Raw genomic sequence first — 14955 nt, 5'->3', positions numbered from 1 at the left:
CAACCTATCCCACGCAGTGTGGTGGGGCACACGCGCTAGACATCATCTTTGGAGTATAGGAAGAATAAAGGTTCTTTTCCGGGCCTCGCCACCGAGGTCCGATTCTTGTCACGGCCCAGGCGTCGCGCAATGCGCCGGGATCGCGCAGGTGGCGTTCCTTGCCCGGTCCCTGCCCGCGCGACACCAGCCAGTCGAACCGCCCAAATTCAACAGGCTGGAACCTCAAATATAGGGAATCACTATTTTTATCGCTGTGCCTTTGCCCACTGCCGTTTTGATCTGGATGCGGCCCCGGTGCTTTTCCACAGCGTACTTCACCGCGTCCATGCCGATGCCGCGACCGCTGACTTCCGTCACATTTTTCTTCAAACTGAAACCCGGCAGAAAAATTAAATTCACCAGTTCGTCCTGGCTGGAGCGGGCCGCATCCCGCTTGCTGATCAGGCCGCGGCGCACGGCAATGTTGCGCACTTGGCGGCTATCGATACCGGCGCCGTCATCGGCGATGCACAATATAAACATGCCGCGGTGCTGCCGCGCCATCAAGTGCAGGTGGCCGCGTTCAGCCTTGCCCGCAGCCAGTCGCTTGGATGAGGGTTCAATGCCGTGGTCCACCGCGTTGCGAATCAAATGCAGGAGACTGGCGAACAACAAGGTCATGCCGGCTTGAGGTAACGGCACTTCGCCGCCGCTGAAATGGATGTCGATTTTCTTGCCCAGCCTGCGCGCCAGCATATCGGCGGTATCTAAATACTTTTTTAACACCGGCGCCATGGTGGTGTGAGGCGGCGCCTGCACCTTGTTGTAGAGGGTGGGGATTTTCAGATTTTGCAGCTTTTCTGCCGGGCCCTGTTGCAAAGGGATGGGAATCAACCGCTGGGGCGATTTTCTGTTCTTCGCCGTTGACAGCTTGCGCAAGCCGGCAACAACTTCCCTACCCACATTCTGCGCCGACTTTTGCAGCCGCAGCCGCTCCATTTTGGTCAAGGGCGCCCGGCGGGTTTGCAGTTTGTGCAGATGATCCTCCATCTTGTGGGCCGCCGCCACCGCCGCGTCCAGGGCGTACACCGCCAACACGCCTTTGAGGGTGTGGACAAAACGATAGAGATCGTGCAAATCGATATGGCTGTGGGGCCGCTTCACGCCGGTGGAAATACACTGCAACAGTTCCCGTACTTCGCTCACAAAAATGGAATAACTTTCGGGATCGAAGGCCCGTTCACTGCTCATACACACTCTTCTTCTTTGTTGCGGTCCCAAAGACACCAGCGGCAAATCGTGACCCGAGTGGGCAATGCAGTCCAAAAAGGAACCGCGGGAGGTGAGTGCCAGACAAATGCGAATATGGAAACACCCCAATCACACGCCGCCACGAATCAGTATAATTTTTAATCACCCTCCAAACGGATACCGGCGTCACAGATTTGAAGTCTTGCGCGACTCGTCGAGGGAGAAGACCGCTTACGCAGCATCGGCGGTAAAGGCCAAACAGCCAGGCCTGGAAAAAGTGGGTGTCTAAAAATATTTCGTTCCAGTCACTCCCACTCGATGGTCGCCGACGGCTTGCTGGACACGTCGTAGATCACCCGCGAGATATGCTCGATCTCGTTGATAATGCGGTTGGAGACCTTCTCGATCAGCTCTTAGGGCAGATGCGCCCAGCGCGCGGTCATGAAGTCCACGGTTTCCACCGCGCACAGCGCCACTAAAAAAACGCCGCTCAATTCCCCATCCGGGCGTCGAAACAAATTCCGAGCCCCCGGGGAAGGATTCATGGCGTATCTCGAAAGGCTTTTCCGAAGGGAGTGGCTGGGCAGGGAGCACCAAAATTTCTTAAGGAAGTGTCATTCGCGTCAATACTATTTTTATATTTTCAACTTCACTTCCGGTCACATCGAAGCGCAGTTGCGTGGATATGCGACACTGAGACAAACCCGACCCACGACCGACGGTATCACTAAACCTCTATGGCTTTGGATGCTTTTAAAATCGCATTAAGGCGAACTAAATCACCATTGGTCCAACTTTCACCGCCGCGCTTCACAATATGCTTATGTAAGTTGCCCAGTTTACGGTAGCAATGAGTGCCTATGTGGCGGGGATCATTTTGTGTGAGCTCGTAGGACCCCGGCCATGCTTTGTAGATTTTATTTGCGGCTGACGTGATATATTTCCCTGCGTTTATATCTTTTGCTTCTATCGTAAAAATTTTTCCGCCCATCAGTGAGCTCGATTTCAAGTGTTGATTGCTACCCGCCCATAAAGGCACATTTCCGCTAAAAGTGTCCCATTCCATAGCGACGCTAGGGGTAGCTTTGGGATTAGAGGAAAAATTATCGAGCACACCGCCGGCCAGATGTGTCCATATATCCAGATCAATCTCCCAGCTTTGCATGCCGTTGGAACCCAAGGCCCCCATTCGGATACCATCCCGGGTCTGGCCCTGTTGCCCCCCATTATCCTTAGTCTGAAACAGGTTGTATTGTGCGGCGGTAAGAGAAACAGTAATCCAATTTGCCATTGCCTTGATCCTCTGGCCAGGTCCTTACCCGGACGATAAGTTAGAGTTCGAAACTGGGTTTATTAAATCCTAAATTCTCTCCGGCCACAATTTACTTATTTTAAGGCGCAGGAGGTAGCTGTTCTCGGCCATGCGCCGGCAATTCCCCGCCCCGCTCCACCAAATGGGCGGTGAATACCGGGTTCGAGGATTCGATAGAGAGGGGTTCGCTCGGGACGGTGGCGCTGGTAACGACCAGCATCCCTCTCCCGGGTGGCCGTCCCGGCCGCCGCCGTGTGGGGCATGATCCGCGTCCTTGCGATACTGTTTTTGCACAGTCTACCGTTCAACTGCGGAATCTTGAAACCTCAGCTGTGATGCCGGTCAGTACCAGACATTACCAGCCAGCATGGATCTGTGAATCAACGATGTGGACAAGTTCTGGAACCAGCGGTTTTCTGGGGTTCAAATGAACCAGGGGGATGAGCTGCAGTTAAGCTCTAATCCTTGATCCTGACGGGTGACTGGTGCGGATCAGTTCCGTAACCAACAGTGAGAACATCCTGGGTGCGCTGATTGCAGAAGTGGCGAAGGTTAAAATCTATGAGCCACAAACAGAGTGGCCCACAGATGCTGTGCGGGCTGCTGACCCAGGCTGGCTAATGGCCGCACACCCCATTTATTATTACAGGGTCAGGTCGGATGTCTGGGCACGTACGACGCGCCCAGTTGCTCGCCTGTTTCCGACGTCAATCGAATATCGGGTTCACTGCGGCTTGGAAGCGAACAGCCCGAATTCGCTGAAAGCCGTGAAGGTGCTGTCGCCGTTATTGGCTGTGATGTTGAGCCGGTAGTAGCGATAGGAGTCCGGACTTGCGACGGTGTAGGACTTCAACTCGAAGCGTTCGGCGAACAATTGGTCGCTTTGCGTGTCAAGCGTCGTCCAGGTGGAGCCGTCGTTGGAGCCCTGGAACTGCCAGTCCTTGGGATCGCGTGGGTTCTGTTCGAAGGGGCTGCTGATGACCGTATAGCGCTGGACGATCTCCGTGTGGCCGAGGTCATACTGCAGCCAGCCACTCACGCCTGAGTAGAACCATTGCGTCGCCGAGTTTTGGTCGAAGACGCTGCTGGCGTTATCCGGGTTGTTCGCACTGTCGTTGGCAGTGCCGCCGGTAGCGACGTTCACCAGGCGAATCGGTGTGGCGCTGTCCTCGGGAGAACTGTCGCTCGTGCCGGCGGAGTTGCTGGCCGTGACGGTGTAATAGTAGGTGGTGCCATTGGTCACCGACGTGTCCGTGTAGCTGCTGCCCTCGATGTCCGATGCGATGGTCGAGTAGGGGCCGCCGCTGGAGGTGGAGCGATTGACCGTATAGCTGGTGGCCCCGAAGGACGCCTGCCAGCGCAGCGGGACGGCGCCATCTCCCGGCGAGGCCAGTAGGGCGGCGGGCGCGGCGGGGGTGACGCTCGGCGCGCCACCGTCGCCGCCGGTGATCTGGACATTGCTGAAGGTGGCACTGTTCAGCGTTCCGTTATCGGCCGAGGAGACCACCAGGCCGACATAGATCGTATCGGGAACGGGGGCGTCGATGCGCCCGACATTGGTGGCGGCCCAGTTGGTGCCATCCGGAGACACGTAACCCGTTATGGCGTTCCCGATTCGCTCGAGCTTCACCCAGTACGATGGCAAGGATCCGGCGAGGACTTTGTTCCCGTAGTTGGTGCCGCCATACACGGCGAGGTTCTGCATGTTTTGCTCAAGGTTGCCCCCGCCGCTGATGGCCATCCAGCCGCGGGGAGCGCCCTCATCGAGGCTCGTGCGCATCATCACGCCCGCCTTGGCGGACAGGGTGGTGCTTTGGAAGGACTCGACTTTTGCGATGATGGCGCTGTCTCCGGTGATGGCCTTGTAAGCGAAGTGGGCGCTGTCGTTTGTGGACCAGATTTCGGCGCCCGCTCCCTCCACAGTCCATGTGCCCAGGCCGGCGTGGTAAGTAGCCTTGCCGGCTGGAGTGGCGCCGCCGAGATCAATACCGCTGAATCCCGAGGTAATCGAAGCGGTCGATGGGAAGTCGAGTTCCGGCGCAGGTACCGCCGTCGAGGTGTCAACATCCTTGAGGAACACAAAGCTGGCGCTGTCCACCGGCATCCAGAGACGCCTTTGTTCGATAAAGGGGGCCTGCAGGCCTTTGCGGAGGACGTAGGCACCATGAAGCTGAAAGAGCCCTATGTTCCCGCCGCCCCAGCCCCGCCAGCCGCGGTTGGTGACGTCAACGGTGTAGTATCTATCGGTGGTGCCAAAAGGCAGCGCTTCCGTGGGTACGAGCTCGTTCACCCGCGCGAAATATTCACCCGCCGCCAGCAGGCGGTTGTCAAAATCGGAGTAGATGTCGATGCCCTGCTTCCAGAGCGCTTCGGCGAGCATGACCAGTGACCGCATTTGCCCATAAGCGTGCCCCTGGTCGCGAAGGTAGTCGCCGAGCATACCGATGTCGTTGGAATTGCGCAGCCCGATATGCGCGAGCGTCCGGGCCTGGTAGACGACCTCGTCCAGCTTCTCGATATCGTCGTTGTAGATGGCCATCAGTCCAAGCGCGACGAGGGCCAGCGCGCCTTTGTTGGCGGCTCCGTACTGGATCTCACCATAGGGGTTCGACGCCGGCATCAGGACATCGTTGAAGTACTTCTTGACGATCGCCGTGTCTTCCTCGCTCCACCCCGACCAGGTACCGCGCAGGATGTCCGCGCCGCCAACGAACATGTAGGCATAGTCGCCCAGATCGAGCATCGACTCGCGACCGGAGAACTCAGTCTGGGTGGTGGCCCACTCGAGCAGGATCTCGCGCGCCTTTATCGCGTAGCTGTCGTCCTGGGTGAAATACCACATCCGCGAGAGATTCCAGATCGCCATCATGTCGACGCGCCACGGCCACAGATTCTCGTGGGGGGCACGGCTCACTTTCTCGTAAGGGCCCGCCATGGTATAGGTGGGCTGGGCCCTGCCGTCCCGCGCCAATTGGTCGTAGGCGGACTTCCACGGCTCCCTGCCCTGATCGACATACGCCTTGAGAGTCTCGAGGTCCGAGAGGCTGAGCGGAGCGCCCGGATGCGTGAAAGCGCGGACCTCGGGGTCGCCTGGATCCGTGACAACGGGACCCTCCGGGTCGCCTGGATCCGTGACCGGCGGCTCGGGGTTTTGCGACTCGGAGTCGGCCACCACTTCCACAGTGCGCGTCACCGAAACGCTGGCGCCGGCGGAGTCGGTGACGGTATAGGTGATGCGATAGCTGCCGGCCCTGTCGCTGTCCAGGGTCGAGTCCACTCGAATGCTGCCGCTGAGATCGCCGTCCTCCGCATCCGCGGCACTCGCGCCCGGGTCGCTGTAGCTGCTGCCGACGGTTATCTGCACACTGGCATCGCCGTTGAGGCTGATGGACGGCGCCTGGTTGGCCGAGAGGCTGTAGGTATGTTCTGAATCGCTGCTACCTCCGCAGGCACTTATGGCCAAGGATAAAGCCAGCACCAGGCCGTGGACCCTGCTGTTATTCATATTGCTCACTCAATGATCTGGCCGCTATGGGCGAATGTCCGTAATCGTTTACATCGGCGCGAAAGTTATCGACTCTGTCGTCGGACAAAAAGGGGGAATGTCGGAAAATTGTGACTTGCTGCGCCTTACGCACCTTGTCTGTTATTTTTTTTGCAGATTTTTATAGTTGGGATGCCGGAAAATTGTGACTTGCTGCTCCTTACGCACGCCTGCTCGGCAAATATGGAGAAACAAATCCGCAGTTCGAAGGGCGGTAGAGGACGACAAAGAAGGCGGGGCGGGAGAGCTCGAGCCACCTACTCCCCCCCAATAGTGGCCGGCAGCTTGCTGGACACGTCGTAGGTCACACGAGAGATATGCTCCATCTCGTTGATGATGTGGTTGGAAGCCTTCTCGATCACTTCGTAGGGCAGGTGCGCTCAAAGTCCACAGCTTCCACGACGCGCAGCCCACCAACTCGTAGCGTCGGCTGTCGCCGACATGTCCACGGGCTCGACCGGCAGGAACACCATAAAAGCCCAGTTGCTCTTGTAATACCACTCTGCTTTGTGCAGCTCTCCGATAAAGGTACTGGGGCTACCCGAATAGTTGATTCAAAAGCTTGCTAACGGCAAGAGCGTGCTCCTCAATAACGAGCGAATAATGATTACGAATTGCCCGGCTCGGTTGGTAGTCGCCGTTATCCAGGACGGTCTGTACCGACACCAGGGCCACCAGCTTGTCCACTTGGAGATAGAGGTCCTCCTCCAGCTTGGCTCGCGATGACAGCCCCGCGACCAGATTGTCTGTAGACTGCCGATACATTCTTCTCCCCTCCCCTGCTCAAATCCAAAATATTAGGGCCTTTATCCAGTCCAAATGTTGCTGACGGTACTATAGTTAGCATGAAATTACCCACATGTGGGTAGAGCTTTGTCTTATAACCCACATATGGGTAACAATCAACTTAAATTCCGCACCATCCTCGCCCGCCGGCTCCGAGCTGAACGAAAGGCCATGGGATTGGGTCAACAGGAGTTTGCCAGAAAATTGGCCATTAGCCAGTCAACACTGGCCCGTATCGAAAGCGGGGAGCAGAATGTGACCATCGACATGCTGGAGCTTATTTGCAGCCGTTTAAAATGCAAAATATCCGAACTATTGCCAGATCAATAGGAATTGATCGGTGCATTCCCTGGTGCAAAACAAACGTTAATCCAAGGGCAATGAGTGCAAACACTACCATTCCGATTTACTTATGGCAGATTCCACCGTTTGAGATCGTGAAATCTAGGAATCCACATCCATAGCCGGGTTGCCAGTCATAAAGACCGAGATCTGTTTCGTTCAACAAGGTCGATAAGGCGCAAATAGCGCGGATCTGCTGTCAGGTCAGGTTCGGTTTCCGCAATCAGTGCTAGCACCTTCGGTAGCCCGTATGGCGGACGGGTGAGGACCTGAGGTGTAGCTCTGTTCATCAAGTCCAGCGTCGCTTCAGGGAATAGAGCTGTAATCGGCTTTTCATCACTGATCTCTCGGGTGAACCGGTAGAACGGATGGTCATTTGTCTCCACCGGCACCAAGAACTTCTTTACCGCCTCGTAGACGACCCGGAAGCTATCGCCGGTGTCATCAAGCAGGCCAATCCACGCCCTCATCGATGCAGAGGTCCTGTATCGGCGTTCTCTCGGCCAGTCCTCGTTGATTAAGGGGATGACAAGTTTTGTCCAGCCATTGTCGTTTTTCTGTCCAACCTGCTGCAATCGTCAGCGAGGGCAACGCCAGCGCTGATTGCCCTTCCACCTTGACTTGGGCGTAGCCGAACTCGCGAATATTGCTGCCCTGCATCGTGCCGCCCAACTGGTGAAGTATGGTCTGCATACCGTAGCAGATGCCCAGTACCGGCACTCCCAGTTCGAATATCGCCTGCGGCGCGCCCGGCGAGCCCATTTGGCACCAAATCTGTTGTGAAACAACAACGCGCTGCTTAGAGGCTGAGGGCTCGCTCAACGCTGGGCCGCGCGACGAACTTCCGGCTGATTACGCTCCGCATTCACCTCGGCCCCCAACAGAAAAATAAAGGCTCCAATAAACAACCACAGCATCAAAACCACTACGGCCCCCAAAGCACCATACTGCGCGTCATATTCACCATAGTTAGACACATAGAATGAAAAAGCCAGGGAAGCAATAACAAATAACCCCGTGGCGAGCGCGGCACCAGGCAGTAGATTTCGCCAAGCCTGGCGTCGCTTTCTCGCAGGCGCAAAGCGATACAACACCAGAAACATACCTACCAGCAGAAGAATGAATATAACCCAGCTTGTTAATGTGGTGAAAATAGCGGCAGCCTGATGCGACAAGAAGGTTGAAACCAACACTGGAACAATAACAACGACGGCGATCGCGACGATGAAGGCTATCGCCGATGTCAAAGTTAGCAGTAAGGTCACCGCATTGACCTTCAGGAAACCACGATCTTCTTCCATGTCATAGGCAATATTAAGCGCCTCGGAAACCGCCTTCATGGCTTTATTGGCACTCCATAGAGAAATGATTATCCCGAATACAAAACCGAAAGTGAGAGATGAATCTGGAGTTGTGGCCAGGTCTTCCATGCGACTAGAGAGCACGGCCAACACTTCATCTGGAACTATACCACCGAGGCGCTCAACGTGACTTTGCACAGTCTGTGCATCAGCCAAAAGGCCGTAAATGGAAATAACTGTTGCCAGCGCCGGAAAAAGAGAAAAAAAGGCATAAAAAGCAACTCCGGCGGCAACCAGCGACAAACGGTCATCCTTGATACGACCTTTCACGCCAACCGCTGTTTTCTTGATCTTCGCCATCGTCGAGCTCCCGTGGGTTGCCAATGATTACTGCCCCACTAGTTTATCAAGTGAGGAGCATTAACCGGGCCAGCAAGTTTGCATTGACTGTTGGCTGATGTATCTGTGATGTAGATTCCTACGCAGACATTGATCTGTGTTTGCGAGAGTTCTGTCCGTGGATTCCCGCCTGCGCGGGAATGACGGAATGTAGCCCGCGAGATTGGCAGCAAATAGAGTGTCACTAACGCCAATGAACACGCTTTAGCTCGATCTCCGGCTTCTCGTCGTGTTCTGTCCTTCAAAAAACGGTGCTCAGGGATGGGGTCAGAGTAACGTTTTGGCACTATTTGGAACAGTTGATTTGGGCGGCAGAAATTTACTCTGATCCCAAATGTTATATTCTCCAGCGGACGCCCGTTTTCAGCGACCCTGACAACGGCGTGATGCGCACCTCCGTCACTTTCAATGCCGGCCTTGGCCGCTACCTTTTGATCACGCAGCAGGGTACGCAGGAGCGGGGCGGTTTCATCGGAATCTACGAGAGCGAGGCGCCCTGGGGACCCTGGGCCAAGGTGCTGTTCGAGGATCCCTGGGAACTCGGGCTGCAGAACGGCACGAATACCGTGTACTAGAACTTCTCAAACAAATGGACGAGCGCCGACGGGAGACGCTCGGCGATGATCTATACGGGCCGGAGCAGGGACAACTTCGGCGTCGTCATGGCCGAGTTCGAAACCGTATTGGACGAGTAGCCCGCTTCCCGCTGCGATTAGTTATGGATCTCCCGGTTGAGAGCTTCCAGTTTGGCTTCGTAAAGGGAGCGGGTGCTGACCCGGTAGGACTTTTCCATGGCCCTTTCCAGGGACGCTTCCGCGCTGCGCAGTCTGCCTGCGCGGTAATAAGCCTGGGCCAGGCCAAGATGGACCTCGTGCAGATAGGGGGCAAGTTCGAGGGCCCGTTTGAAGTAGCCGATGGCGCGGGAATACTCACGGTCGTCGTAGGCGGAGCGGGCCAACTGGAACCAGTGGAAGGGGCTCGGATCGTCCATACGATTGAGCTGCTCCTGTATCTTTTCCGCTTCCGCATCGCGTCCGGCCCGGCTGAGCAGCACGCGGTAGTTTTTCAACAAGCTGAGTTTCTCTTCCGCGTGCGCAATACCATACAGGTAAATTTCCTCGGCTTCGTCCTCATTTCCCACCCTGCCGTTGACCACGGCCAGCATGTTAAGCGCCTCTGAATGATCCGGGGCGTATTGCAGGGATTCCCGCGAATACCAGTAGGCTTTGGAATAGTCGCCTGCGATGATGGCCTCGGCGGCGATATTGCGGTAATACATGGCCATATAGCCGTTTCCGCTCAAGTTGCGGATAAACCTTTCCCGCTTGCTGGGGAAATAGTCTATTTTGATTCCACGGGCGGAAAGCACCCAGTTCTCCTCGGAGGGCGCCCACTCCGGGTCATATAAAATAGACCGCACATGGATGCCTTTCGCGACTATCGAGCCGTTGAGTTCAAACACCGGGGGGGCATCCACCAGCTCATAGCCGATCTCGATGCCGGCAAGTTCCGCCAGGGCGGTTGTCAAAATCGCCAGGGAGAGGCAATTGCCGGAGTTGGCAGCAAGGGCTTCGGAGGCGGTGAATGTTTCACCGTGGTAATCAAACCCGGTAGTCAATGATTCCAGATAGTAATACACCCGGCGGTGAACCGGAGTCGCTGCGTTGCCGGGGCTGTGCAGGTAGCCGAGAAAATGCCGGCGCTGCTCTTCGTCAAGCCGGTGGATCGCATCGGGACCGGGAATGACAGGCCTTTCACCGAAGCCCTCATTGCTGAAGACGAATTCCGAAACTTCGGAAACATCGGTAGATGACGTGCTCGCACAGGCCTGCAGGCAAAGCAGGGCACAGACCAGCAGAAATGCTTTGGAGGATTCCGGCAGAAAACGGTTCTGAACAGGCATATCCGGCACCTCCGTTATTAGCAAGTATAGGAAGCATAAACGTCCATTTCCGCGCTGGTCAACGGGTAATTCACGAGTGCCTGCCCGGCATCTACCCCGCTATCGCCGCGAAATCTCGCCGGACTTCGCCCAACTGGCCGTGAAATCCGTGCATTTTGGCCTCGCTTTCTGGCCACATCCATGGCTGCGGCCAAACGCCGCCCTGCCACTTCCTTAAGGAGCTCGACACGGGGTGTGAGAAACCAGCTTGGGGGACACCTGTCTGCCAGGCGGGGCGTCAATGGAATCGACCGGCGGGCGGCGCCCGGCTCTCAGGCAACGGGCTGGGCTCCCTTGCGGTGGCCCTGTCCTTCAGATGGTCGAGATCTTCTTGATCACCACCGGGTCTTCGATGCAAGCAATCACCTTCAGCGGCCCGCCGCATTCAGTACAGGTCTTGATATCGATGTTGAAGACACGCTTCAGGCGCTGCGCCCAGGTCATGGAAGCCCGGCGCTAAGCTGGCGTTGGTGGTTCATCCGATACCCTGGCCTTGTTGCCCTTGCCCCGCGCAGCCTTCGTGACCAGGGCGCGGTATTTTCTGTTGGGGACAAACACACCATGGAAGCGTGTCAGGTTGACTCTGGGCTTCGGCACCAGCGCCGCCAATCTTGCAATGGCCGCTCCTGCGCATCCCTGCGCCCGCGGCATACCGTACATCCTGTACATAAAGTCGAGCGGCTCAAAGATCACATGCGTGGTGCCATCCCGCTGTATTTTTGTACAGTCTACCGCTCAACTGCGGAATCTTGAAACCTCAGCTGTGATGCCGGTCAGTACCAGACATTACCAGCCAGCTCCGGTCACTCCCACTCGATGGTGGCAGGCGGCTTGCTGGACACGTCGTAAACCACCCGCGAGATATGCTCTATCTCGTTGATGATGCGGTTGGAAACCTTCTCGATCAGCTCGTAGGGCAGGTGCGCCCAGCGCGCCGTCATAAAGTCGACGGTTTCCACCGCGCGCAGCGCCACCACATATTCATAGCGGCGACCGTCGCCCACCACGCCCACGGACTTGACTGGCAGGAACACCACAAAGGCCTGGCTGGTCTTGTGGTACCAATCTGCCTTGTGCAGTTCCTCGATAAAAATAGCGTCCGCCTCGCGCAGGATATCCGCGTACTCTTTTTTCACTTCGCCGAGAATACGCACGCCCAGCCCCGGGCCCGGGAAGGGATGGCGGTACACCATATCGTAGGGCAGGCCCAGCTCCACGCCGATCTTGCGCACCTCGTCCTTGAACAGCTCGCGCAGCGGCTCCACCAGTTCGAACTGCATTTCCTCCGGCAGGCCGCCCACGTTGTGGTGGGACTTGATCACATGGGCCTTGCCGGTCTTGGCGGCGGCGGATTCGATGACGTCCGGGTAAATGGTGCCCTGGGCGAGGAACTTCACATCCTCGATCCTGGTCGCCTCGCGGTCGAAGATTTCGATAAAGGTGTTGCCGATAATCTTGCGCTTGGCTTCCGGTTCGTCTTCGCCGGCGAGGCGACTCAGAAATTCATCCTCGACGTCGGCGCGGATGACTTTGACCCCCATGTTCTCCGCGAACATTTTCATCACCTGATCGCCTTCGTTTTTGCGCAACAGGCCGTTGTCCACAAACACGCAGGTGAGCTGGTCACCGATGGCCCGGTGCAGCAGTGCCGCTACCACCGAGCTGTCCACGCCGCCGGACAGGCCCAACAGCACCTTGCCGCCGCCCACCTGATCGCGCACGCGGGCGATGGAATCCTCGATAATATTTTCCGGGGTCCAGAGTTTTTCGCAGCCGCACAACTCGATCACAAAGTGTTCGTAGATACGCATGCCCTGCAGGGTGTGAGTCACTTCCGGATGGAATTGCACACCGTAGAAATTTTTCTCCGCACAGTAGATACCGGCGATGGGGCAGGATTCCGTGGAGGCCATCAGCTCGAAACCGGGAGGCATTACACTGACCTTGTCGCCGTGGCTCATCCACACGTCCAGCAGTGCGTTGCCCTCTTCGTCGAGGTGGTCCTTGATGTCGTGCAGCAGCGCCGACTGGCCTTCCACCTTGACCTGGGCGTAACCAAACTCGCGGATATTACTGCCCTGTACCGCGCCGCCCAGTTGGTGGGCCATGGTCTGCATGCCGTAGCAGATGCCCAGTACCGGCACCCCCAGTTCGAACACCGCCTGCGGCGCGCGCGGCGAGCCCTCTTCGGGGACCGATTCCGGGCCGCCGGCGAGAATAATGCCCCTGGGGTTGTACTCGCGGATTTCCTCGTCGCTCATATCAAAGGCGCGAATCTCGGAGAACACCCCCAGTTCGCGCACGCGGCGGGCGATCAGCTGGGTGTACTGGGAGCCGAAGTCTAGGATCAGGATGCGGCTGGCGTGGATGTCTTGGGTCATGGCTTACTCAGAATTTGCGAGGAGAGTTCCTAAACCACAAACGGACCCGGAGGTCCGTTTGTAAAAACTTGGTGTCTTTTGTAGGAGCGGCCCATGGCCGCGATCGAGGTTCGGTTTAGCCGGGAAAATCGATCGCGGCCATGGGCGGATGGCCGCCCCGCCGCTCCTACAGTTGGTCCCGAGAAAAATTATCTCCCATTGATCGGGTAGTTGGGCGCTTCCTTGGTAATCTGCACATCGTGTACATGGGACTCGCCCATCCCCGCGGCAGTCACCCGCACGAACTGGGGCTTGGTGCGCATGGTCTCGATATCCACGCTGCCGGTGTAGCCCATGGCGGAGCGCAGGCCGCCCATCATCTGGTGCACGATCACCGACAGCGGCCCTTTGTAAGGCACCCGTCCCTCGATGCCTTCCGGCACCAGTTTTTCCGCGCCCTTGCTGGCGTCCTGGAAGTAGCGATCGGAGGAGCCCTGGTTGCGGGACATGGCGCCCAGGGAGCCCATGCCGCGGTAGGATTTGTAGGTCCGCCCCTGGTACAGCTCCACCTCGCCGGGCGCCTCCTCGGTGCCGGCGAACATGGAGCCCATCATCACCGAGTGGGCGCCGGCGACGATGGCCTTGGAGATATCGCCGGAGAAGCGGATACCGCCATCGGCGATCAGCGGCACACCGGTGCCTTCCAGTGCCTGGGCAACCTCGGCGATGGCGGTAACCTGCGGCACGCCGATACCGGTGACGATGCGGGTGGTACAGATGGAACCGGGACCGATACCCACCTTGACCGCGTCCGCGCCGGCCTCCAGCAGCTCCAATGCCGCCTCCCCGGTGGCGATATTGCCGCCGATCACATCCACCTGCGGGTGCATCTGCTTGATGCGTCTTACCCGCTCGATCACGTTGCGCGAGTGGCCGTGGGCGGTGTCCACCACCAGCACGTCCACGCCCGCTTCCACCAGGGCCGCGACCCGGTCGTCGGTGTCCGGGCTGGTGCCCACGGAGGCGCCCACGCGCAGGCGGCCGTCGCTGTCTTTGCAGGAATTGGGGTACTGCTCCGCCTTATTGAAATCCTTCACGGTAATCAGGCCGCGCAGCTCGAAATGGTCGTTGACCACCAGCACCTTCTCTATGCGGTGGCGGTGCAACAACTCCTGCACCCTTTCCGGAGCCGCGCCCTCGGGGGCGGTCACCAGGCGTTCCTTCGACGTCATGATGCTGGCCACACTGGCGTCCAGGTCGGTCTGGAAGCGCACATCACGGCTGGTGACGATCCCCACCAGGTTGCCCTTTTCCATCACCGGCACGCCGGAGATATTGTGGTGGGTAGTCAGAGCGATCAGTTCGCGCACTGTGGCGTCGGACTCGATGGTGATGGGGTCCTTCACGACCCCGGCCTCGAACTTCTTGACCGCGCGCACCGCCAGCGCCTGGTCCTCGATGGACATGCTTTTGTGGACGATGCCGATACCCCCTTCCTGGGCCAGCGCTATCGCCAGGCGCGACTCAGTCACGGTATCCATGGCGGCGGACACAATGGGGATATTCAGGGCGATATTGCGGGACAGACGGGTCTTCAGAGACACATCCTTGGCGGTCACTTCGGAGTAACCAGGCACAAGCAGGACGTCGTCGAAAGTGAGAGCTTCGCGCGCGATGCGCAGACCGGATTCAGACATATGACACTCAAACCTCAGGGAGCGGGATTGGGTATCGGCGCG

At 57.7% G+C, this 14955-nt stretch carries 11 protein-coding genes and 4 pseudogenes; 2 read left to right on the top strand and 13 right to left on the bottom strand.

The window, feature by feature from the left end:
• Nucleotides 1–222: 222 nt before the first annotated feature.
• The 6 genes and pseudogenes from PP263_RS02455 to PP263_RS02430 all read right to left on the bottom strand — a co-directional run bounded on the left by PP263_RS02455 (nucleotide 223) and on the right by PP263_RS02430 (nucleotide 6851).
• Nucleotides 223–1230, bottom strand: coding sequence for an ATP-binding protein (locus PP263_RS02455; protein WP_308366787.1), 1008 nt, complete (start codon nucleotides 1228–1230; stop codon nucleotides 223–225).
• A gap of 305 nt (nucleotides 1231–1535) precedes the next feature.
• A pseudogene (locus PP263_RS02450) lies at nucleotides 1536–1712 on the bottom strand (GMP synthase (glutamine-hydrolyzing)); the annotation flags it as partial.
• Between the two features lie 245 nt (nucleotides 1713–1957).
• Nucleotides 1958–2521: a hypothetical protein gene (locus PP263_RS02445; protein ID WP_308366786.1), complete on the bottom strand. Its 564-nt coding sequence runs from the start codon at nucleotides 2519–2521 to the stop codon at nucleotides 1958–1960.
• Nucleotides 2522–3266: 745 nt separating this feature from the next.
• Nucleotides 3267–6047, bottom strand: a complete 2781-nt coding sequence (locus tag PP263_RS02440; protein WP_308366785.1) for an immunoglobulin-like domain-containing protein — start codon at nucleotides 6045–6047, stop codon at nucleotides 3267–3269.
• 296 nt (nucleotides 6048–6343) lie between these two features.
• Nucleotides 6344–6613, bottom strand: a pseudogene (locus PP263_RS22640) (GMP synthase (glutamine-hydrolyzing)); the annotation flags it as partial.
• A gap of 10 nt (nucleotides 6614–6623) precedes the next feature.
• Nucleotides 6624–6851, bottom strand: coding sequence for a hypothetical protein (locus PP263_RS02430; RefSeq protein ID WP_308366784.1), 228 nt, complete (start codon nucleotides 6849–6851; stop codon nucleotides 6624–6626).
• 126 nt (nucleotides 6852–6977) lie between these two features.
• Between PP263_RS02430 and PP263_RS02425 the strand changes: the two genes are divergently transcribed.
• On the top strand, nucleotides 6978–7202 hold the full coding sequence (locus PP263_RS02425) for a helix-turn-helix transcriptional regulator (RefSeq protein WP_308366783.1): 225 nt from the start codon (nucleotides 6978–6980) through the stop codon (nucleotides 7200–7202).
• Nucleotides 7203–7348: 146 nt separating this feature from the next.
• Here the strand turns inward: PP263_RS02425 and PP263_RS02420 are convergent, their stop codons facing one another.
• The 3 genes and pseudogenes from PP263_RS02420 to PP263_RS02410 form a co-directional block, all read right to left on the bottom strand.
• Nucleotides 7349–7684: a hypothetical protein gene (locus PP263_RS02420; protein WP_308366782.1), complete on the bottom strand. Its 336-nt coding sequence runs from the start codon at nucleotides 7682–7684 to the stop codon at nucleotides 7349–7351.
• 124 nt (nucleotides 7685–7808) lie between these two features.
• Nucleotides 7809–7970 (bottom strand): annotated as a pseudogene (locus PP263_RS02415) (gamma-glutamyl-gamma-aminobutyrate hydrolase family protein); the annotation flags it as partial.
• A 62-nt stretch (nucleotides 7971–8032) separates the two neighbouring features.
• Entirely contained in the window at nucleotides 8033–8875 is an 843-nt protein-coding gene (locus PP263_RS02410) for a YihY/virulence factor BrkB family protein (protein ID WP_308366781.1), read from the bottom strand.
• Nucleotides 8876–9297: 422 nt separating this feature from the next.
• On the opposite strand from PP263_RS02410, the gene PP263_RS02405 reads away from it, so the two are divergent.
• The gene (locus tag PP263_RS02405) at nucleotides 9298–9489 is read left to right on the top strand and encodes a hypothetical protein (protein ID WP_308366780.1); all 192 of its coding nucleotides are present in this window, start codon (nucleotides 9298–9300) and stop codon (nucleotides 9487–9489) included.
• 137 nt (nucleotides 9490–9626) lie between these two features.
• Here the strand turns inward: PP263_RS02405 and PP263_RS02400 are convergent, their stop codons facing one another.
• The 4 genes and pseudogenes from PP263_RS02400 to guaB all read right to left on the bottom strand — a co-directional run bounded on the left by PP263_RS02400 (nucleotide 9627) and on the right by guaB (nucleotide 14913).
• Complete coding sequence (locus PP263_RS02400; RefSeq protein ID WP_308366779.1) at nucleotides 9627–10817, bottom strand: tetratricopeptide repeat protein; 1191 nt, start codon at nucleotides 10815–10817, stop codon at nucleotides 9627–9629.
• 277 nt (nucleotides 10818–11094) lie between these two features.
• Nucleotides 11095–11567: pseudogene (locus PP263_RS02395) on the bottom strand (hypothetical protein); the annotation flags it as partial.
• Nucleotides 11568–11659: 92 nt separating this feature from the next.
• Nucleotides 11660–13237, bottom strand: coding sequence for a glutamine-hydrolyzing GMP synthase (gene guaA / locus PP263_RS02390; protein ID WP_308366778.1), 1578 nt, complete (start codon nucleotides 13235–13237; stop codon nucleotides 11660–11662).
• Nucleotides 13238–13425: 188 nt separating this feature from the next.
• Nucleotides 13426–14913: an IMP dehydrogenase gene (gene guaB / locus PP263_RS02385; protein WP_308366777.1), complete on the bottom strand. Its 1488-nt coding sequence runs from the start codon at nucleotides 14911–14913 to the stop codon at nucleotides 13426–13428.
• Between the last annotated feature and the right edge of the window lie 42 nt (nucleotides 14914–14955).

Origin of the sequence: Microbulbifer sp. TB1203, assembly GCF_030997045.1 — a bacterium.
In the GTDB taxonomy this organism is placed as follows: Bacteria; Pseudomonadota; Gammaproteobacteria; order Pseudomonadales; family Cellvibrionaceae; genus Microbulbifer.
Note: the sequence above shows the minus strand (reverse complement) of the source record. Positions and strands in the feature narration are given on the sequence as shown.